The following is an 18,380-nucleotide window of genomic DNA, read 5'->3' on the forward strand; positions in this document are numbered from 1 at the left end:
TGACCGCCCAGCCTCACCCGTTTCGGCCTGGATCTACTAGCGGGTCACCTTGACGTCGTCGATGCCGGCCTCGACCAGGGAGGCGCCCGAGGCGTCACCGGCCTCGACGAGGATCCGGACGCTCTGCCCGGCGAAGGCGGAGATGTCGACGTTGGCCGTGCCCCAGGCGCCGTTGCGGTTGGCGGCCGCGCCGAGCTGCTGGAACACCTGGGTGGTGGTGGAGCCGACGACCTTCACCCGCAGGAAGTCGGCGGTGGAGGAGTTGGAACCGTGCGCGAGGTACCAGGAGAACGCCAGCTTGAGCGTTCCCGACGGCAGGGTGACGGCGGGTGACTGGATGCTGGTGACTCCTCCGTCGATGTCGTAGTCGCCCGCCGCGGTGCCCGCGAGCCTGCCGGTGACCAGGTCGTTGGTGCCGCTGACCGTGGTGCCGAGCTGCTTGGCGCCGCTGGAGGTGGTGGCCTGCGGGACGCCGCGCTCCCACTGGCCCGAGGTGGCGGTGTCGGTGCCCGAGGGGTTGGTCGTCCAGCCGGTCGAGGTCTCGAAGGTGTCCTGCCAGAGGACCGTCGGCGGCGTGGCGGTGGCGGTGGTCCACACCGCGTAGGCGATGGCGTCGGCGTTGCGGTTCAGCGCGGTGTCACTGATGTTGGTCGTGGTGTCGCAGGCCCGGTGATAGCAGGGATCGAACGCCTGGCCCGACGTACCACCCCAGAGCGTGGCCTGGGCGCTGGTCTTGATGCCCTCGGCACCGGTGAAGGTGCCTCCGGCCGGGATGCCGACGGCGATGAACGGACCGTAGTCGGAGCGGCCGTCGAAGTCGGTGCCCCGGGTCGCCACGCCGATCGAGGTGAAGTACGCCTGGAGCGTCGCCTCCAGCTGCGCCGAGCCCGCCGGGCCGGGGCCCGAGCCGACGCCGTCGGAGTTGTCGCCGTCGTAGATGAAGTAGCCGGCGTTGGGCGAGCCGACCATGTCGAAGTTGTAGTAGCCCTTGACCTTGGCCCGCTCGGTGGCCGAGAGGCTGTTCACGTAGGCCTGCGAGCCGCGCAGACCCAGCTCTTCCGCGCCCCACCAGGCGAAGCGCAGGTGCTTGGTGGGAGCCAGCGACTGGCGGGAGACCTCCAGGGCGGTCTCCAGGATGGCGGCGCTGCCCGAGCCGTTGTCGTTGATGCCGGGGCCCGCGGTCACGCTGTCGAGGTGGGCGCCGACCATGAGGATGTCGTTCGGGTCGCCTCCGGGCCAGTCGGCGATGACGTTGTAGCCGGTCGCGCCGCCGTAGGTGAACGACTGCAGGGTGGTGGTGAACCCCGCGCCGTCCAGCAGGCCCTTGACGTAGTTGGCCGACGCCAGGTAGCCGGGGCGGCCGTGGGCGCGGTTGCCGCCGTTGGCGGTGGCGATGGACTGGAGTTGGGTGAGGTGTGCCTTCACGGCGGTCAGCGAGATGTCCGGTGGAACGGCGGCCGACGCCGATGGTGCGGTGAACGCCAGGGGGATGGCCAGGATCGCCGCCATGCCCATGGTCCACAGACTGCGCATCATGCTCCTCGGGTTTGAGGGTGTGGGGGTCCCCCGAGCGGCGCGCACCCGTGGTGAGTGCGCGCCGTACAGCGTGGTGGTGCGCTTTGCTGGATTTGCGGTTAGCGGGCCGCGCCCTCGGGAGCCGTCGCGGTCTGCGCCGCGGTCCTGGCGAGCGTCGCGGCGTTGCGGTCGGGGATGCCCGTCAGGTCGTAGGCGAAGAACGCGGTGGCGTAGCCGATGGCCTTGGCGTTGCGGTCGAGCGCGGTGGCGTCGATGTTGCCGATGCCGTCGCAGGCGGCGTGGTAGCAGGGGTCGTAGGCGGCACCGGCGGTCCCGCCGAACTTGGCGGCCTGCTCGGCGGTCTTGATGCCCTCGGCGCCGCTGAAGATGCCTCCGGCCGGGATGCCGTTGGCGATGAACGCGCCGTAGTCGGAGCGGCCGGTGAAGTCGGTGCCCTCGAAGGGCAGGCCGCGCTTGCCGTAGAACCTCTCCAGGCGCTTCTCGATCTCGGCCGACCCCGCCGGACCGGCCGGGGCGCCCTCGCCGTCGGAGTCGTCACCGTCGTACAGGAAGGCGCCGCCGTTCGGTGAGGCGATCATGTCGAAGTTCAGGTAGAGCCTGATCTTGTCGCGCTCGGCCTGGGACAGGCCCTCGACGTACTGCTCGGAGCCGAGCAGACCCAGCTCCTCGGCGCCCCACCAGGCGAAGCGGAGCTTGTACTTGGTCGGCACCTTGGCCAGCTTCAGCGCGGTCTCCAGGACGGCGGCGCTGCCCGAGCCGTTGTCGTTGATGCCGGGGCCCTCGGGCACGCTGTCCAGGTGCGCGCCGACCGCCACGATCTCGCCGGACTTGCCCCAGCGGGAGTCGGCGATCAGGTTCTTGGTACGGCCGACCGTGGTCTCGGCGTCCACCTTCAGGCGGACCGTGGTGTTCGGGCTGGCGGCCAGGTCCAGGCCGACGGCCGTGCTCGCCATCACGATGGGGAAGCCGAAGCGCCACTCGATGATGTCGAAGAGGAGCGGGTCGGTACGGCCGGGCTGGCCCTCGTTGAAGAAGATCACACCGGACGCGCCGGCCGCCTTGGCGTTGGTGGCCTTGTTGATGAACGGGCAGGTGCCGCGCTGGAGCAGAGCGATCCGGCCGGGGACGAACCCGGCGAAGTCAGCGGTCTCGCACCCCGCGGTCGAGGTGTTCGGGCTCGGCGGCGGCGGAATGATCGCGTCGACGACCTGCACCTGGGCGGTGACGTCGCCGCCGCTGGAGGAGATCACCGTCACGAAGTCGGCGGGGTTGGCGTAGGTCTTCGCCACCGGAGCCGTCTGCTGCAGGATGGAGGGGCTGGACTCCTGCCAGTCGAGCGGGAACTCGACGTCGGTCGTGGAGGTCTTGTATCCGGCCTTGTGCAGCTTGTCCTGCACGTAGGCCAGGGAGGCGTCATAGCCGGACGTGCCCGCCGCCCGGTTGCCGCCGTTGGCGGTCGCGATCTGCTGGAACTTGTCCAGGTGTTTCTTGACGTTGCCGCCCTTGATCTGTGTCGCGAACGCGTTGGCGAGGACGTCCGGGACGCTGGGGGCCGTGATGGTCGCGCTCGCCGGTGCGGTGAAGGCGAGGGGGAGGGCGATGGCCGTGACCAGGGTGGCGGTCTGGACCATGCCGCGTCGTAACCTCAGGCGCATAACGCTCCTAGGGGTGGAACGGAGGGGGATTCCCTATTACGTACATGGCGGAACGTACCGTTATCAATCGCGTTCGCCTAGATGCGCTGACACCGAGTTGCGAGAAAAGTTATCAAGTCCGACCCTGTCAGGGTTTTCTCAGGGTCGCCTCGGGAACGTGGCGGTTCCGGTCGTTCGTTTGACTGGACGAGGAACACCGATTCGGGGAGAGGCACCGTGTACCGTTCGAGAAATCACAAGATAATCGCCGGAGTCTGCGGCGGGATCGCGGACAGTCTCAACCTGCCGCCCACCCTCGTCCGGGTGCTGTGGCTGCTGCTCTCGCTCATCCCGGGACCGCTCTGGGTCGTCTACGTGCTCATGTGGATCTTCGTACCCAAGGCGCCGGAGGCTCGCTACTGAAAATAAGCTGGGGTCATGAGGCAACGCCCCCTGGCCCTGGTCCAGGACGACCTGGTCGACTACGAGAAGGCGATGGAGCGGATGACCGACCTGGTCGGTCAGCGGCAGCGCGACGAGCGCCCCGACACGCTCTGGTTGCTCAGCCACCCGCAGGTGTACACCGCGGGCAGGCGAACCCTTGAGCAGCACCTGCCGGATCCGGCGCACGGCATCCCGGTCGTGAGCACGGGTCGCGGCGGCCAGCTCACCTACCACGGTCCCGGCCAGCTGGTCGGGTACCTGATCGTCAAGCTCGGCGAGGGCGAGGGGATCGTCGACTACGTCCGGGAGGTCGAGTTGAGGCTCGTCACGGCGCTCGGCGCGCTGGGAGTCGCGGCCGAGCGCCGCGACACCCCGCCGGGCTCGGAGTTGCTGACCGGCGTGTGGACCGTCGAGACGGGACGCAAGATCGTCTCGATCGGCATGCGGCAGAGCCGGGGCGTCACCAGCCACGGGTTCGCCCTCAATGTCGACGGCGACCTGACCCCGTGGGGCTGGGCGGTGGCCTGCGGGATGCCCGAGGTCGACATGACCTCGATGCGCCGGGAGGCCCCCGCCGCCGCGGCCATGGAGCAGGTCCGGGCCGCGGTGGCGGAGGCGTTCGAGGCGAGCTGACCGGTCCTCAGGTGGTGACCGGCGCGGGTCTCGGGAGGCCGGCCGGAGCCGGTCAGCCGATCGGCTCCTTGCCGACCGGGTCGACCGGACCGGCCGGGTCGAGCTCGTCGATCGTGCGGCGCGGGCCGGTGAACCAGTGCCTGGCCGACAGCGCCCACCACAGGCCCACGCCCAGCACCATCACGCCGACCACGATCGGCGCGTAGTTCACCGCGCTCCAGGTGAAGTCGTCGCTGAACGGCACGGCCGCCGGGACCAGCGGCATGACGAAGTAGATCGAGACGATGACGATCTCGACGATGGCGATCCAGCACATGACCCGGTACTTCGATCCCAGCGTCCAGGGACCCGGCTCGAACCGGTCGCCCATCCGCAGCCGGAGCCAGATCGGGATCGCGAAGGCGATGTAGAGGCCGATGACCGCCACCGAGACGACCGCGTAGAAGGCCAGCGGCAACCCGTCGGGGGCCTCGTACAGCGCGGGCAGGGTGAGGACCAGCGCGGCCGCGCAGCCGAAGATGATCGCGTTGACCGGGGTCCGGTTGCCGTCCACCTTCGACCACAGGCGCCAGCCGGGGACGGCGCCGTCGCGGGAGAACGCGTAGGTCATCCGGGACATCGAGGTCACACAGCTCATCCCGCAGAAGAACTGGCCGATGGTGGAGATCGTGAAGATCGCCGTGGCCAGGTTGCCGGGGAGCGCGCTGTCGAAGATGGCGCCGACGAAGCCGCCCGCCTCGTTGACCGCGTTCACGTCGGTGGCCGCGAACAGGAAGGCCAGCAGCAGGATCCAGCCGCCGATCGCCGAGTAGAAGATCGACTGCCACAGTCCCCTGGCGGCGGCGGTGGAGGCGCCCTGGGTCTCCTCGGACACGTGCGCGCACGCGTCGAACCCGGTGATCGTGTACTGGGTCAGCAGGAATCCGAGGGGCAGCACGTAGAACCAGTAGGACGAGTCGGAGAACCCAGAGTTGTTGATCGTCTCGGTGAAGACGAACGACATCGACTGGTGCGAGTCGGGACCGAAGATCAGGATCAGCACGACCACCGCCGCGCCGAACACGTGCCACCACACCGAGACGTTCTGCAGCAGCGAGATCAGCCGGTGGCTGAAGATGTTGATCAGCGCGTGCAGCACCAGGACGATCGCGAACAGGATGAACGCGTTGGTCAGGGTGGGGTTCCAGCCGGGAAAGAACCGGTTGAGGGTGATGTTCAGGAAGGTCGCGCAGCCGTAGTCGACCGAGGCCGTCACGGCGATCAGGCCGATGAGGTTGAACCAGCCGGTGAACCAGCCGTGGATGGGCTTGCCCATCTTCGCGGCCCACCAGTAGATGCCACCGGCGGTCGGGTAGGCCGACACCAGTTCTGACATGCAGAGCCCGATGATCAGGATGAAGATCGAGATCAGCGGCCACCCCCATGAGATCGCGATGGGGCCGCCGTTGTTCCAGGCCTGGCCGAACGTGGTGAAGCAGCCGGCCAGGATGGAGATGATCGAGAAGGAGATGGCGAAGTTCGAGAAACCGCTCCAGGTTCTGGAGAGCTCCTGTTTGTAACCGAGTTCGGCGAGCCGTCTCGCGTCCTCGTCGACCGACGTTGGCTTGGTCACGCAAGCCTCCTAGCGTGGTGGTGCGGGGGGTGGAAATCCGGTGCTCGCGCCCCGGACGTCATCGACGAGCCGTCCGAACCCCGGGTCGTCCAGGTCTCGTACGGCCTGTGAGAACTTGTCGGCCGCCTCGGCCTCGTAGTCGAAGTCGGCGGCGGCGGCCTGCTCCTTCAGCAGCCCGTGGTGCACGGCGAACCAGAGCGTCCAGGTCAGGTTGGACATGATCAGGTTGAGCCGGACCCTGGAGGTGAGCCGCCGGTCGTCGGTGCCGAAGTAGGCGCGGGCCAGCCGGGTGGTCAGGTCCGGGTCGTAGTCCGCCTCGGCGGCGATGTCGCCCAGTTCGAAGGCGGGGTCGTTGTTCCCGGAGAGCTGGTAGTCGACGATCCTGACCTCGGTGCCGCAGCGGATGAAGTTCCCCGGCAGCAGGTCGTTGTGGCACGGCACCTTGGGCAGCGGGTCGGCGGCCAGCGCCCGTTCGATCTCCGCCGCCGTGGCGAGACGGTCCTGGTAGCCGTCGGGCGTGTCCAGTTCGTGGGTACGGCAGAGGGTGAGGAACTCGTCGAGCTTGCGGAAGATGGAGAAGTCGTTGACGAACCGGGGCCCGGCGTGCAGCCGGCGGCAGGCCGCCGCGATGGGGCCGGGAAGTGTCCGCACGGTGTGCGCGTCCAGGGTGACGCCGTCGAGGTACTCCAGCACCAGCGCGCCGGGCAGCCGGTGCAGGACCTTGGGGCCGATCCCCGCGTCCGCCGCGTGGACGGTGTTGGCGATCTCCTCGTCGAGCGGTATGCCCAGGCCGGCGGCCGACACCCGGGGATCGAGCACCCGCAGCAGCCAGCGCTGTCCGTCGGCGGCGTCGAGCCTGGCGATCCGATGGCTGAGCCCGCCCTTGATCGGCGTCTCGGTCACGGGCTGTCCGGCCCATTTACGGACGTCCCCTAGAGGATCTGGCATGCCGCTCTCCTTTGGCCTACCTTCAGACCATTGATCCGATTCTGCGGACGAGGTGTTACAGAGGGGTTGCGGACTTTGAAACTTCCCAGCTCTGCACGGGCCGTCGTGATCGGTGGCGGGGTGGCCGGGTGCAGCGTGGCCTATCATCTGGCAAGGCTCGGCTGGACCGAGGTGATACTCGTCGAGCGACACGAACTCACCGAGGGGACCACCTGGCATTCGGCCGGGTTCGTGGGCCAGCTCCGCTCCACGGTCACCCAGACCAAGATGATTATGTATTCGGCCGGTCTCTATCCCGAGCTGGCCCGGCTCACCGGCCTGGACCCGGGGTGGCACGGGGTCGGCGGTCTCCGCCTGGCGACCACGCCCGAGCGGGTGGAGGAGTCCCTGCGCCTGGCCGGGGCCGGGGAGACCTACGGGCTGGGTCTTGAGGTGCTCTCCGGCGCCGAGGCGAAGGAGAGGTTCCCGCTGCTGTACGCCGACGACGTGCGGGCCGCGCTCTGGCTGCCCGGGGACGGCTGGCTGGATCCGGCGCTGCTGGCCAGGGCGCTGGCGGCCGGGGCGCGGAAGCTGGGCGTGCGGATCCTCACCGGGACTCGCGTGGTGGGGCTCGACGTGGCGGGCGGGGCGATCACCGGCGTACGGCTCGCTTCGGGCACCGAGGGGGCCGAGGATTTCGAGGAGTGGCCGGTCCGGGCGGAGACCGTGGTCGTCGCGGCGGGTGCGGCCAGCGGGTGGGTCGGGCGGCTGGCCGGGGTGGACATTCCGGTTGTGCCGATCAAACACCAATATGTGGTCACCGAGCCTTTCGGGGTTCCTTCCTCCATGCCCACGGTGCGGGATCCGGACAACATTGTCTATTTCCGGGAAGAAAATGGCGGCATTCTGGTCGGTGGGTATATCCGAAACCCGGAAATCTGGTCCACTGCTGCCCCGCTTGAGGAGCCTCGGACTGTCTTTCCTCCTGATATGCCGAAATTTCAGGAATCGTGGGATTCGGCGGTACGACGGGTCCCCGCCCTGGCCGCCACCAGGATCACGAAGGTCGTCCACGGCCCCGAGGCGTTCACCCCCGACGGGGAGTTCCTTCTCGGTGAGACCTCGGTCCGCGGGCTGTGGACGGCGGCGGGCTTCTGCGTCCACGGCTTGGCCGCGGCCGGCGGCGTGGGCAAGGTCATGGCCGAGTGGATCGTGGACGGCTCGCCCGAGTACGACGTGTTCGGCATGGATCTGCGACGCTTCGGGGCCCACGCCCGTTCCGCGGCGTGGAGCCGCGCCAAGGCCCTGGACTCCTACTCGAAGTACTACGACATCGTCTACCCAGGCGAGGAGCGGACCGCCGCCCGGCCGCTCCGCCGCTCTCCCGCCTGGGTCCGGCACGCGGAGCTCGGGGCGGTGTTCGGCGAGAAGGCCGGCTGGGAGCGGGTGAACTGGTTCGAGTCCAACGCCCGCCCGGCCGCGGAGCCCGGCCTGGGCCATCGCCCGGACGGTCTGGAAGACCGGGGTCTTCGAAGGGGCGGTGGGGACGGCCGGGGAGTCCGCCCGGCCGGGTGGGCCGGCCGGATCTGGTCGCCGGCCGTCCGCGAGGAGTGCCTGGCCACCCGGGACGCCGCGGGCCTGTTCGACCAGACCTCGTTCGCCAAGCTGGAGGTGGCGGGGGCGGGAGCACTGGAAGGGCTGCAGCGGGCGTGCGCCGGGCAGCTCGACAGGCCGGTGGGCTCGATCGTCTACACCCAGCTCCTCAACGCGCGCGGTGGCGTCGAGGCCGACCTGACCGTCACCCGCCTGGCCGACGACCGCTTCCGGTTGGTCACCGGCACCGCCTTCGGCGTCCACGACGCCGCCTGGCTCCGCGGCCAGGGAGTCGACGTCCGTGACGTCACCTCGGCCCACGCCTGCTACTGCCTGTGGGGCCCGCGAGCGCTCGACATCCTCGGTTCCGTCTGCGGCGACGACCTGACCTTCGGCTACCTGAGGGCCAGGGAGATCAGTGTCGGAGGAGTCCCGGTGCTGGCCCAGCGGGTGACGTTCGTGGGCGAGTTCGGCTGGGAGCTGTACTGCCCCTCGGAGTACGGCCTGACGCTCTGGGACACGCTCATCGCGGCGGGGACGCCGTACGGCATGCGCCCGGCCGGGTACCGCGCGATCGACTCGATGCGCCTGGAGAAGGGCTACCGCGTCTGGGGCCTGGACATCACCCCGGAGACCACCCCGTACGAGGCGGGCCTGGGCTTCGCGGTCGCCGGGGACAAGGACTTCCTCGGTCGCGCCGCCCTGGACGCCGCCCACCGCTCCGCCGACGACCGTCGCACGTCGGCCGTGCCGGCCGCGAGTCCGAAGGCCCCGGTGCCCGCGCGGAGCCTGTTCTGCCTGGTCCTGGACGACCCGCGTCAGGTCTGTCTCGGTGGCGAGCCGGTCCGTTCCGGCGGTCTGCCCGCCTCGCGGGTGACCAGCGGCGGGTATGGCCACCGCGTCGACCGCTCGATCGCCTACGCCTACCTGCCCCGGGGCACCGCCCCGGGTGACCGCGTCGAGGTCGGCGTGACCGGCACCTGGGTGGGCGCCGCCGTCGCCGCCGAACCCCTCTACGACCCGTCCTCCGAACGCGTCCGTCGCCTGCCGCCGAGCTCCTCCGCGTGACCGGGGCTGATCGTCACTTCAACCGCCCACGCGCGGGAGAATGCCCGGGGTCCCCTCCCGCCGTCATCGCCGGCCCACCGGTCGGCGAGGTGGCCGCCCAGGGTGACGCGGTGACCGTTCCACCTCTCAGGTAGTCCTCTATACACCTGAACGGAGAGCGGGGCGATTTCGGTGAAGCCCGTCATCGGCCTTCCCGTCGGCGATCCCGGGCTCCGGAGGTCGGCTCCATATATACCCCTGGGGGGTTGCCGGAAAGGAGGGTGGTGTGGCACTGTGGCGGAGTCGATATATACCCCATGCGGGTATTGAGGAGGAGTGATGAACGGCGCGATCAGGGTGGGCGCGTACGTGGTCGGGCTGGCGGTGGTGTTCGGCGGCGCGCTGGGGGTCGGCCGGGTGGTCGGGCCCGTTGGGGGCGCAGTGGCCGAGGCCGCTCCCGACGCGGGCCACAGTGCCGAGCCGGGCGCCGGCCATGCCACCGAGCCGGGCACGGGGCATGACGAGGGGCACGACGAGAAGGCGGGGACGGCGCGGGCACCGGCCGTTCCCGGCGGGCTCCAGGTCTCCCAGGGGGGATACACGCTCCTGCCGGAGACCGATGAGGTCAAGGTGGGCAAGCGGACCGACTTCCGCTTCTCGGTGATCGGCCCCGACGGCCATCCGGTCACCGGGTTCACCACCCAGCACGACAAGAAGCTGCACCTCATCGTGGTCCGCCGAGACCTGACCGGCTTCCGGCACCTGCACCCCACCCAGAAGGGCGGGGTCTGGTCGGTCCCGCTGGAGCTTCCCGCCGCCGGGGAGTACCGGGCGTTCGCCGACTTCGCCCCGGAGGGGGCGGAGGCCATGACGCTCGGCATGGACCTGTCGGTGGCGGGTGACTACCGGCCCGAGCCGCCGGCCGTCCCGGCGGAGACCGCGAAGGTGGGCGACTACACCGTCACCCTTGCCGGAGACCTCGTGCCCGGCCGCACCAGCATGCTCACGCTCTCGATCGCCAAGGACGGGAAACCGGTCACCGACCTGGAGCCCTACCTGGCCGCCTACGGTCACCTGGTCGCGCTCCGTGACGGCGACCTGGCCTACCTGCACGTGCACCCGGACGGCGCGCCCGATGACGGGCGCACCGCGCCCGGCCCGGACATCACCTTCTACGCCGAGGTGCCGAGTGCCGGGACCTACGGGCTCTACCTGGACTTCAAGCACGCCGGCACGGTGCGCACCGCCGTCTTCACCGCCGCCACCGGCCCGGATCCCGAGGCCGGTGGGGCCACGGCGCCGACCGGGGACGGTCACGGCCCCCACGAGCACGGACGGTAGCCGTGAAATACCCCGAGGGGGTTATGTGTTCCCATGGTGAGAGGGCAGGGCATGTTCGCCCGTACCCATGGCGGGGACGACCCCCCGAACGGACCGGCGCCCAGATCACGACGGGGCGCTTCGACGAGGCGCACGGCCGGGTACCGGTATCGGCCCCCGGCCGAGTACGACGACAGACGAGGCACAAGGAGAGGACATGACGTCCATGACCACCGGCAGGCCGCCCGCCGGCGGCGAGATCGAGCTCGCCATCGGTGGCATGACCTGCGCCTCCTGCGCGGCACGCATCGAGCGCAAGCTCAACAAGCTGGACGGCGTGACCGCGACCGTCAACTACGCCACCGAGAAGGCCAAGGTCGCCTACCCCGGTGACGTCACCCCCGAAGACCTGGTCGCGGAGGTCGAGAAGGCCGGATACACCGCCGAGCTGCCCGCCCCGCCGTCCCCGGAGGGGACGGAGGAGCCGGTCGAGCCGGACACGCTCACGCCGCTCAGGCAGCGACTGATCATCTCCATCGTGCTGTCGGCGCCGGTCGTCGCGATGGCGATGATCCCGGCGCTGCAGTTCGACAACTGGCAGTGGCTCTCCCTGGCCCTGGCGGGACCCGTCGTGGTCTACGGCGGCTGGCCCTTCCATCGGGCGGCCTGGACCAACCTGCGGCACGGCGCCGCGACCATGGACACGCTGGTCTCGATGGGCACGATCGCCGCGTTCGTCTGGTCCCTGTGGGCCCTGTTCTTCGGTACGGCCGGGATGCCGGGCATGCGGCACGGCTTCGAGTTCACCCTCTCCGGGGGTGACGGCTCGGGGAACATCTACTTCGAGGCCGCCGCCGGAGTGATCACCTTCATCCTCGCGGGCCGCTACTTCGAGGCCCGTTCCAAGCGCCAGGCCGGTGCCGCGCTCCGCGCGCTGCTGTCGATGGGCGCCAAGGAGGTCACGCTGGCCTCCGGGGAGCTCGTTCCCATCGACGGTCTCAAGGTGGGAGACCTCTTCCTGGTACGGCCGGGGGAGAAGATCGCGACCGATGGCGTGGTCGAGGAGGGTTCCTCGGCCGTGGACGCCTCCATGCTGACCGGTGAGTCGGTTCCCGTCGAGGTGCGACCGGGTGACACGGTGGTCGGCGCCACCGTGAACGCCGGAGGACGGCTCGTGGTCAGGGCCACCCGGGTCGGCTCGGACACCCAGCTCGCCCAGATGGCCAGGCTGGTGGAGGACGCGCAGAACGGCAAGGCCGCCGTACAGCGGCTGGCCGACCGGATCTCCGCGGTGTTCGTGCCGATCGTGATCGCCCTGTCCGTGGTCACCCTGGGCTTCTGGCTCGGCACCGGTTCCGGCGCCACCGCGGCCTTCACGGCCGCCGTGGCGGTACTCATCATCGCCTGCCCCTGCGCCCTGGGCCTCGCCACGCCGACCGCGCTGATGGTCGGCACCGGCCGCGGCGCCCAGCTGGGCATCCTGATCAAGGGGCCCGAGGCGCTGGAGTCGACCCACGGCATCGACACCGTCGTCCTGGACAAGACCGGCACCGTGACGTCGGGCACGATGACCCTCAAGGACGTCTTCACCGCGGAGGGGGAGGAGCGCGACGAGGTGCTCCGGCTGGCCGGGGCGCTGGAGGCGGCCTCCGAGCACCCCATCGCCCGCGCCGTCGCCCGCGCCGCGAACTCCACCGCCAAGGTCGAGGACTTCGCGAACGTCGAGGGCCTGGGCGTCCAGGGTGTCGTCGACGGGCACGCCGTCCTCGTCGGGCGCCCCCAACTGCTCGCCGAATGGTCGCAGCACCTGCCGTCCGGCCTTTCCGAGGAGCTGGACCGGGCATGGGCGCGCGGGGAGACCGCCGTCGCGGTCGGCTGGGACGGCAAGGCCCGCGCGGTGCTCACCGTGGCCGACGTGATCAAGCCCACCTCGGCCGAGGCGATCACCGAGCTGCGCGCGCTCGGCCTGCGCCCGATCCTGCTGACCGGCGACAACGAGACGGTGGCCCGTACGGTCGCCGAGGCCGCGGGTATCGACGACGTCATCGCCGAAGTGCTGCCCGCGGACAAGGTGGAGGTCGTCAAGCGTCTCCAGACCGAGGGCCGTACCGTGGCCATGATCGGCGACGGGGTCAACGACGCCGCCGCGCTCGCCCAGGCCGACCTCGGCATGGCGATGGGCACCGGCACCGATGTCGCGATCGAGGCCTCCGACCTCACCCTGGTCCGCGGCGACCTGCGGGTGGCCGCGGACGCGATCCGACTGTCCCGCCGCACGCTGCGGACCATCAAGGGCAACCTGTTCTGGGCCTTCGCCTACAACGTGGCCGCCATCCCGCTGGCCGCGTCCGGGCTGCTCACCCCGATGATCGCCGGAGGCGCGATGGCGCTCTCCTCGGTCTTCGTGGTCAGCAACAGCCTCCGGCTGCGCCGCTTCAGGTGACCGGTCACCGTACCGGCGCCGCCAGGTCGGCGGAGGGTGCGGGTTCGACGTCGGGGCTCGGCGCGGGGTCTCCCGCGCCGAGCCCGTCGCGTTCCGACAGCCGGAGGATCCTGCCGACCGTCGCCGAGTCCGCGACGTAGATGTGCGGTACGTCGACGAAGATCCTCATCGACCCGCAGCCCACCATGAGGCCGTCCGCCACCTCGCTCTGGACACCGCGCAGTGGCACGTAGTTCAGGTAGCTGGTGAACGCGTTCTGGGACCGGAAGGCGGCGGTCATGGCCAGCCGCCCGGCACGGAGCCTGAAGGCGAGGCTGGTCAGGCAGGGCACCGCGTCGGGTTGCTCGCCGGGAACGGTCAGCGAGATCCAACCGCTCTTGGTGTACGGCTTGGCGCGGAGCACGTCGGCGATCCAGCCGAGCTGGTCGACACCGAGCAACTGGCGGAGCCGCCCTCCGTAGCTGTACTTGAAGGGCGGCACGATCGACCGCTCGCTGAACTTGCTGGCGTACAGCGGAATCTTCCCCGCGTCGCCGTAGCACCTCAGGACCGGGTCTTCCCAGTCCAGACCGGTGATCTCGAACAGTACCGCCGGTGCCTCGATGATCGGGCCGCGGTCGTCCAGGGCGGGCCGGCCGTTGTTCGTCACGTGTCGCATCAGCCAGATCCACGTCTCCCCACAAGACGCGAATCTGAGGAGGTCGGGCATTCAGGTCTCCACATTGGGGAAATGGAAGGGATTGTGTGGGAGTCGGCGTTGCCGGGAAACGTTGGCGCGGACGTAGTAGACGAAGTAGTGGATCATTGCGAGCAGCCCGATGATCACCAGGAGCAGGGCCGTGGTGGGCACGGCTCCGATCATCCCGAGCACGCCGGCCGCGATGTAGGAGCTGTTGACCAGGGCCAGCATCATCACGTTGATCCCCGGCCAGGCCAGCGGCGCGTACGTCTCCGGATAGCGGGGGTCCACCGGCAGGTTGGGAGTCCAGCCGAGGGCCGAGAACTGGTCCTTGAGGTGGACGACGTAGAGCAGACGGAAATTGTTGAGCGCCCGCGCGGTCCGCATGTGCGCGTTCACCGCCTCGATCAGCCGCAGGAAGGGCAGCACGCTGAGCAGCCCGAACGCGGCGACCGTCGCGAACAGGTACCAGGGCACGCTCTGCCATGAGACCAGCATGTTCGGGCTGATCACTTTCGCGCCGGTCAGTGCGATCGCGGCGGCGAACGGGGCGGAGAGCAGGCTCATGGAGAGCCTGGTCATCTTGATGCGCTCGTCCTTGGCGGCCAGGTAGACCTGGTACGTCCCGGTGAAGTCCACGGACACGAGGGCAAGGAATTCCCTGGGTGCCACCGGCAGCCCGTCCAGGGTCTCGGGCAGTGCTTCCGCGGTCGCCCGCGGTGACGTCTTCCGCATCGGGACCCCACTTTCGACGAAGAGTGGATTTTCCCGTAGGAAGATATTGACTCACTTGTCAGGCTAATGAGGGTGTTTTGACGACATATATCTCAGGACTTCTGCGGGCAGGCCACCCGCGGGGCGCGGCCGGCCGTTCACGGCGGCCTGCCGGAGACCGGCACCGTCGCGCGCCCGCAGGTGTCCTTCAGCCTTCCACCGTCCCGGCCTCCCCGAGTGGCAGTGCCTCTCCGAGTGGCAGCGCCTTTCCGAGTGGCAGCGCCTTTCCGAGTGGCAGCGCTCCCTCGACTGGCAGTGCCTCCTCCACGGAGGCGGCCATCGTGAAGTAGCTCAGCAGTCCGGCGGTGGCGAGCATGTGACGCAGTGTCCGGCTCGCCCCGGTCACCACCAGGTGGATTCCTTTCTCCTGGCTCTGGCGCAGGATCCTCAGCAGTTCCGCGAGCCCGGTGGAGTCGCAGAAGGTGAGCCCGGCCAGATCGAGGATGAGCAGGGGGGCGGCCTCGGCACGCGTACCCGGGAGCAGTGGCGACGGGGAGGGTGGACTCTCCGGGAGGAGCGACGGGGGAGAGAGCGGAGAGTCGTCGGTGCTCGTGTTCCAGAACCGGTCGATCTCCCTCCGGAAGACCGGTGCGTAGACGTAGTCGAGTTCGCCGATCGCCCGGACCACGACGGCGCCCTCGTGCGCGCCGGTCGAGACGAAGAGCGCGTTCACACCTTCGGGTGGCATGGAAAGACTCCTTAGGCCCGCAGTTCACAGGGCGGGCGTTCCCTCCGTCTTACCAGGTATGTACGGTCGGTGCCCCAGTGGAGGGTCGAATCACTGGATACGTATGATTTTTTTCCATCCCGTCAGATGTGCGACGAGGTGGGTACGGGGCCATCCGGAGTGCGATCTTTGTCGTGAGCGGCCGGACGACGTCGGCGGCCACCATCGCCAGCCCGGAGATCGCGAAACCGGTCATGCAGACGATCGAACCGGTCCAGCCTGCCACGGTGTGCCCCATGTCGTGCTCTTCGTGGATCTCCGCCAGCTCCGCGAAGTCTTCTCTTATCCCCATGCGCTCCCCCTCCATCCGGATCGCCGCCTTCCGCGGGCCCCGGTGAGGTCTCGGACGGCGGGCGGCTAAGTTGGATCTGCTCGCATCGTTTATCTCACGAGCTAAATTTCTTAGATGGTAAGGAGAGTTCGCGATGGAAGGCAAGTCCAGCCCCGGGGCCTCGCCGCTGGATGTCCTGAGCCGGATGGACCAGCTGATCGCGTTGAGCATGGTCGGGCAGCACGCGCTCGCCGAGCGCCTCGGCATCAACGTCACGGACCTGACGTGTCTCGGTTTCATCCTCGGTGCGAAAGGGGAGGCGCTCACCGCGGGGCGTCTCGCCGAACTGGCGGGTCTCACCACCGGGGCCGTCACCGGGGTGGTCAACCGCCTGGAGGGCGCGGGTTACGCCCGGCGCGTCCCCGACCCCCACGACCGCCGCCGCATCCGGATCGTCCCCGAGGGGGACCCGGCGGCCCGCGTCGCGGTGGCGTACGAACCCACCTACCGGCGGCTCATCGAGCTCTTCGAGAGTTACGGCCCGGACGAGCTGGCCACCATCTCCGACTGGTTCACCCGCGCCGCCGACGCCATGCGGATCTCGCTGGCCGAGATCCGCGAGTCTCCGGCGCCCTGAGTCCGCGCCCGGCTCCGTGGCCGGGAGGGCGTCAGTCGTTCTTGAAGGGGTCGTGCTCGGCCAGCAGCTTGTCCAGCCTGGCCTGGTCGACGCGGCTGACGACCGCGGCCTCCTCGGTACGGTCCCGGACGCACTTGGCGAGAGTGAACGTCGACGTCACCACGTAGAGCAGCCCGATGCCCATGAAGGACCGGACCCAGGCGGTCACGGGCAGGTAGGCGATACCGATCACCATGGCCGCCACCGACAGCCCGAACGAGATGACGGCCTGCAGGTAGAAGGCGGCGGTCGTGGTGCTCTTCACCGGTCGTGTCATGTTCCCATCGTCGAGACGATCCGCCTTTCGAGGCATGAGCGCGGCTACTCAGTTACCGGTGAGTACGTCAGTGTGGTGACCTGCCCGGGATTCTGCGCGCCCGCTCCGCCAAGGGCGGTCCGTGGACCTCCACGGGGGCATGGGATGATTGCCGGACCATGCTCGCGACCTGGCCTTTCCGCATCGCCCGCGCCGCCGCTTTCGCCGCGGTCTGCCTGGGCCTGAGCGTGATGGCGCACGTCCTCGCGGGAGGCTCGGTCTCCGCGCCGAGCGCGGCCGCCGCCCTGGCCCTCGCCTTCGGCGCGGCCCTCGCCACCTCGGGGCGCGAGCGCACACTGGCGGTGATCCTGCCGCTGCTGGCGGGCGTGCAGGCCGGGGTGCACGTGCTGTTCTCCCTCGCGCACACCGCGTCCCCGGTCGAGGTCGGCGGGCATGTCCACGCGGGGCTGCTGCCCGGACTGGGCATGCTGGTGGCGCACGGGTGGGCCGTCGGACTGACCGCGCTCTGGCTGGCGCGCGGCGAGGCGGCGCTGTGGGCGCTGCTGCGACGACTCGGTGCGCGGTTCGGCCGCGTGCTCATCGTGCCGGTGACCCCGGCGTACGTGGCCTTCCTCACCCCGTCCGCGAGCGAGCCCGGCCCTCTCCGCTCCGCCGTGCTGCGCCACGTTCTCAGCCGGCGCGGCCCTCCCCGGACCGTCACCGCGACCTCCGGCTGACCGCGCGGGTCACCCGGGGGTGTCGCCCGTTCCCGAGCCCGCACGCGCGGGCCTGCGCCGATGCGGCCTTCCTGCCGCCCGGCGAACCGAACCAGCGTGACAGTTCCGGGCTGCCTGTCCGGCATGGCCATCGAGCGGCGTCCGGCCGCGGCCTGTCGGCTGCCCGGCCAGAAGAGAGGCATCACCATGTCCGTTCGTCGTATCACCCCTGCCGGAATCCTGGTCGCGGCCGTGGTGGCCCTGACCGGGTGCGGCTCCCAGAGCACCGTCGCCCCGGCGGCGGCCCCCGCCACCCCCGCTCCCACCGCCCCCGCCGCCCCCGCGTTGACGATCACCGACCCGTGGGTGAAGACCGCCAAGAAGGGGATGAGCGCCGCCTTCGGCACCCTGGTCAACAACACCGACGCCGAGGTGACGGTCGTCTCCGCCGCCTCGTCGCTGTCGCCGAAGGTCGAGTTGCACGAAGTCGTGGAATCCGCGGGAAAGATGGTCATGCGACCCAAGGAGGGCGGGATCGTGATCCCCGCGCGGGGCACGCATCAGCTCCAGCCGGGCGGCGACCACATCATGCTGATGGGCGTCACCGAAGCGGTGAGGCCCGGCGCTGAGATCCCCTTCACCCTCACCCTCAAGGACGGCGGGACCCTGGAGTTCACCGCGGTCGGCAAGGACTTCGCCGGAGGCCAGGAGAACTACCAGCCCGGCACGGACCCCAAGGGGCACGAGGGCATGGACATGGGCGAGAGCCACGGCTGACCGAAAAGCGGAGTAGAACTCATGTCAGACCCCCGAATCAGCCGTAGGGGACTGCTCGCGGGGGGCGCCGTCACCGCGGCCGGCGCCCTCGCCGCCTGCGCTCCCGACCAGGCCGTTCCGGCGGCCGCCCCCCGGCCCGCTCGGGCCGTCCCCGTCCCCGTCTCCGGCGGTTCCGCGGTGGAACCCTTCGACGGGGCCCACCAGGCGGGCATCGCGACCATGCCACAGGCGTACGGGGTGTTCGTCGGCCTTGACCTGCTGCCGGGCACCGACCGCGAGGCGCTGGGGCGGATGATGCGGCTGCTCACCGACGAC

General features: G+C 69.9%; 16 protein-coding genes and 1 pseudogene. 9 read left to right on the forward strand and 8 right to left on the reverse strand.

Going from position 1 to position 18,380, the window contains the following annotated elements; all coding sequences use genetic code 11:
• Positions 1 to 36: 36 nt before the first annotated feature.
• Both AB0K21_RS16795 and AB0K21_RS16800 read right to left on the reverse strand, forming a co-directional pair.
• A complete protein-coding gene (locus AB0K21_RS16795) occupies positions 37 to 1,536 on the reverse strand; it encodes a M28 family peptidase (RefSeq protein ID WP_343964806.1) in 1,500 nt (499 codons plus the stop codon).
• Positions 1,537 to 1,634: 98 nt separating this feature from the next.
• Positions 1,635 to 3,167, reverse strand: a complete 1,533-nt coding sequence (locus tag AB0K21_RS16800) for a M28 family peptidase (RefSeq protein WP_364150797.1) — start codon at positions 3,165 to 3,167, stop codon at positions 1,635 to 1,637.
• A 240-nt stretch (positions 3,168 to 3,407) separates the two neighbouring features.
• On the opposite strand from AB0K21_RS16800, the gene AB0K21_RS16805 reads away from it, so the two are divergent.
• Both AB0K21_RS16805 and lipB read left to right on the forward strand, forming a co-directional pair.
• A complete protein-coding gene (locus AB0K21_RS16805) occupies positions 3,408 to 3,593 on the forward strand; it encodes a PspC domain-containing protein (RefSeq protein WP_364150800.1) in 186 nt (61 codons plus the stop codon).
• Between the two features lie 15 nt (positions 3,594 to 3,608).
• The gene (gene lipB / locus AB0K21_RS16810) at positions 3,609 to 4,247 is read left to right on the forward strand and encodes a lipoyl(octanoyl) transferase LipB (protein WP_343964800.1); all 639 of its coding nucleotides are present in this window, start codon (positions 3,609 to 3,611) and stop codon (positions 4,245 to 4,247) included.
• A 52-nt stretch (positions 4,248 to 4,299) separates the two neighbouring features.
• Here lipB and AB0K21_RS16815 read toward each other — a convergent pair whose 3' ends face one another.
• Entirely contained in the window at positions 4,300 to 5,859 is a 1,560-nt protein-coding gene (locus tag AB0K21_RS16815) for an amino acid permease (protein WP_364150804.1), read from the reverse strand.
• A 9-nt stretch (positions 5,860 to 5,868) separates the two neighbouring features.
• The gene (locus AB0K21_RS16820) at positions 5,869 to 6,807 is read right to left on the reverse strand and encodes a phosphotransferase (RefSeq protein ID WP_364150807.1); all 939 of its coding nucleotides are present in this window, start codon (positions 6,805 to 6,807) and stop codon (positions 5,869 to 5,871) included.
• A gap of 105 nt (positions 6,808 to 6,912) precedes the next feature.
• Between AB0K21_RS16820 and AB0K21_RS16825 the strand changes: the two genes are divergently transcribed.
• The 3 genes from AB0K21_RS16825 to AB0K21_RS16835 all read left to right on the forward strand — a co-directional run bounded on the left by AB0K21_RS16825 (position 6,913) and on the right by AB0K21_RS16835 (position 13,189).
• Positions 6,913 to 9,447, forward strand: a complete 2,535-nt coding sequence (locus AB0K21_RS16825) for an FAD-dependent oxidoreductase (protein WP_364150835.1) — start codon at positions 6,913 to 6,915, stop codon at positions 9,445 to 9,447.
• Positions 9,448 to 9,765: 318 nt separating this feature from the next.
• The gene (locus AB0K21_RS16830) at positions 9,766 to 10,767 is read left to right on the forward strand and encodes a hypothetical protein (RefSeq protein ID WP_364150810.1); all 1,002 of its coding nucleotides are present in this window, start codon (positions 9,766 to 9,768) and stop codon (positions 10,765 to 10,767) included.
• Between the two features lie 196 nt (positions 10,768 to 10,963).
• Positions 10,964 to 13,189, forward strand: coding sequence for a heavy metal translocating P-type ATPase (locus tag AB0K21_RS16835; RefSeq protein WP_364150813.1), 2,226 nt, complete (start codon positions 10,964 to 10,966; stop codon positions 13,187 to 13,189).
• A 4-nt stretch (positions 13,190 to 13,193) separates the two neighbouring features.
• Here AB0K21_RS16835 and AB0K21_RS16840 read toward each other — a convergent pair whose 3' ends face one another.
• The 3 genes from AB0K21_RS16840 to AB0K21_RS16850 all read right to left on the reverse strand — a co-directional run bounded on the left by AB0K21_RS16840 (position 13,194) and on the right by AB0K21_RS16850 (position 15,330).
• Positions 13,194 to 13,847: a hypothetical protein gene (locus AB0K21_RS16840; protein ID WP_343964791.1), complete on the reverse strand. Its 654-nt coding sequence runs from the start codon at positions 13,845 to 13,847 to the stop codon at positions 13,194 to 13,196.
• Positions 13,848 to 13,898: 51 nt separating this feature from the next.
• Positions 13,899 to 14,603: a hypothetical protein gene (locus tag AB0K21_RS16845; RefSeq protein WP_343964790.1), complete on the reverse strand. Its 705-nt coding sequence runs from the start codon at positions 14,601 to 14,603 to the stop codon at positions 13,899 to 13,901.
• Between the two features lie 187 nt (positions 14,604 to 14,790).
• Positions 14,791 to 15,330, reverse strand: coding sequence for an STAS domain-containing protein (locus AB0K21_RS16850; RefSeq protein WP_364150817.1), 540 nt, complete (start codon positions 15,328 to 15,330; stop codon positions 14,791 to 14,793).
• A 464-nt stretch (positions 15,331 to 15,794) separates the two neighbouring features.
• Between AB0K21_RS16850 and AB0K21_RS16855 the strand changes: the two genes are divergently transcribed.
• Positions 15,795 to 16,277, forward strand: a complete 483-nt coding sequence (locus AB0K21_RS16855; RefSeq protein ID WP_343964786.1) for a MarR family transcriptional regulator — start codon at positions 15,795 to 15,797, stop codon at positions 16,275 to 16,277.
• Positions 16,278 to 16,308: 31 nt separating this feature from the next.
• Here AB0K21_RS16855 and AB0K21_RS16860 read toward each other — a convergent pair whose 3' ends face one another.
• Entirely contained in the window at positions 16,309 to 16,593 is a 285-nt protein-coding gene (locus AB0K21_RS16860; RefSeq protein ID WP_343964784.1) for a YiaA/YiaB family inner membrane protein, read from the reverse strand.
• Between the two features lie 158 nt (positions 16,594 to 16,751).
• On the opposite strand from AB0K21_RS16860, the gene AB0K21_RS16865 reads away from it, so the two are divergent.
• The 3 genes and pseudogenes from AB0K21_RS16865 to AB0K21_RS16875 all read left to right on the forward strand — a co-directional run.
• Positions 16,752 to 17,309 (forward strand): MFS transporter, encoded by a 558-nt coding sequence (locus AB0K21_RS16865; RefSeq protein WP_343964782.1) that lies wholly within the window; start codon positions 16,752 to 16,754, stop codon positions 17,307 to 17,309.
• Positions 17,310 to 17,405: 96 nt separating this feature from the next.
• The gene (locus AB0K21_RS16870) at positions 17,406 to 18,065 is read left to right on the forward strand and encodes a copper chaperone PCu(A)C (RefSeq protein ID WP_364150822.1); all 660 of its coding nucleotides are present in this window, start codon (positions 17,406 to 17,408) and stop codon (positions 18,063 to 18,065) included.
• Between the two features lie 21 nt (positions 18,066 to 18,086).
• Positions 18,087 to 18,380, forward strand: a pseudogene (locus tag AB0K21_RS16875) (peroxidase); the annotation flags it as partial.

Source organism: Streptosporangium sp. NPDC049248, from assembly GCF_040678965.1.
GTDB lineage: Bacteria > Actinomycetota > Actinomycetes > Streptosporangiales > Streptosporangiaceae > Streptosporangium > Streptosporangium fukuiense.

What these genes read in the sequence shown, in the direction of transcription:
- AB0K21_RS16795 (WP_343964806.1), bottom strand. Translation starts at nt 1,536, where the DNA reads ATGATGCGCAGTCTGTGGACCATGGGCATGGCGGCGATCCTGGCCATC.
- AB0K21_RS16800 (WP_364150797.1), bottom strand. Translation starts at nt 3,167, where the DNA reads ATGGTCCAGACCGCCACCCTGGTCACGGCCATCGCCCTCCCCCTCGCC.
- lipB (WP_343964800.1), top strand. Translation starts at nt 3,609, where the DNA reads ATGAGGCAACGCCCCCTGGCCCTGGTCCAGGACGACCTGGTCGACTAC.
- AB0K21_RS16820 (WP_364150807.1), bottom strand. Translation starts at nt 6,807, where the DNA reads ATGCCAGATCCTCTAGGGGACGTCCGTAAATGGGCCGGACAGCCCGTG.
- AB0K21_RS16830 (WP_364150810.1), top strand. Translation starts at nt 9,766, where the DNA reads ATGAACGGCGCGATCAGGGTGGGCGCGTACGTGGTCGGGCTGGCGGTG.
- AB0K21_RS16835 (WP_364150813.1), top strand. Translation starts at nt 10,964, where the DNA reads ATGACGTCCATGACCACCGGCAGGCCGCCCGCCGGCGGCGAGATCGAG.
- AB0K21_RS16840 (WP_343964791.1), bottom strand. Translation starts at nt 13,847, where the DNA reads ATGCGACACGTGACGAACAACGGCCGGCCCGCCCTGGACGACCGCGGC.
- AB0K21_RS16845 (WP_343964790.1), bottom strand. Translation starts at nt 14,603, where the DNA reads ATGCGGAAGACGTCACCGCGGGCGACCGCGGAAGCACTGCCCGAGACC.
- AB0K21_RS16850 (WP_364150817.1), bottom strand. Translation starts at nt 15,330, where the DNA reads ATGCCACCCGAAGGTGTGAACGCGCTCTTCGTCTCGACCGGCGCGCAC.
- AB0K21_RS16855 (WP_343964786.1), top strand. Translation starts at nt 15,795, where the DNA reads ATGGAAGGCAAGTCCAGCCCCGGGGCCTCGCCGCTGGATGTCCTGAGC.
- AB0K21_RS16860 (WP_343964784.1), bottom strand. Translation starts at nt 16,593, where the DNA reads ATGACACGACCGGTGAAGAGCACCACGACCGCCGCCTTCTACCTGCAG.
- AB0K21_RS16865 (WP_343964782.1), top strand. Translation starts at nt 16,752, where the DNA reads ATGCTCGCGACCTGGCCTTTCCGCATCGCCCGCGCCGCCGCTTTCGCC.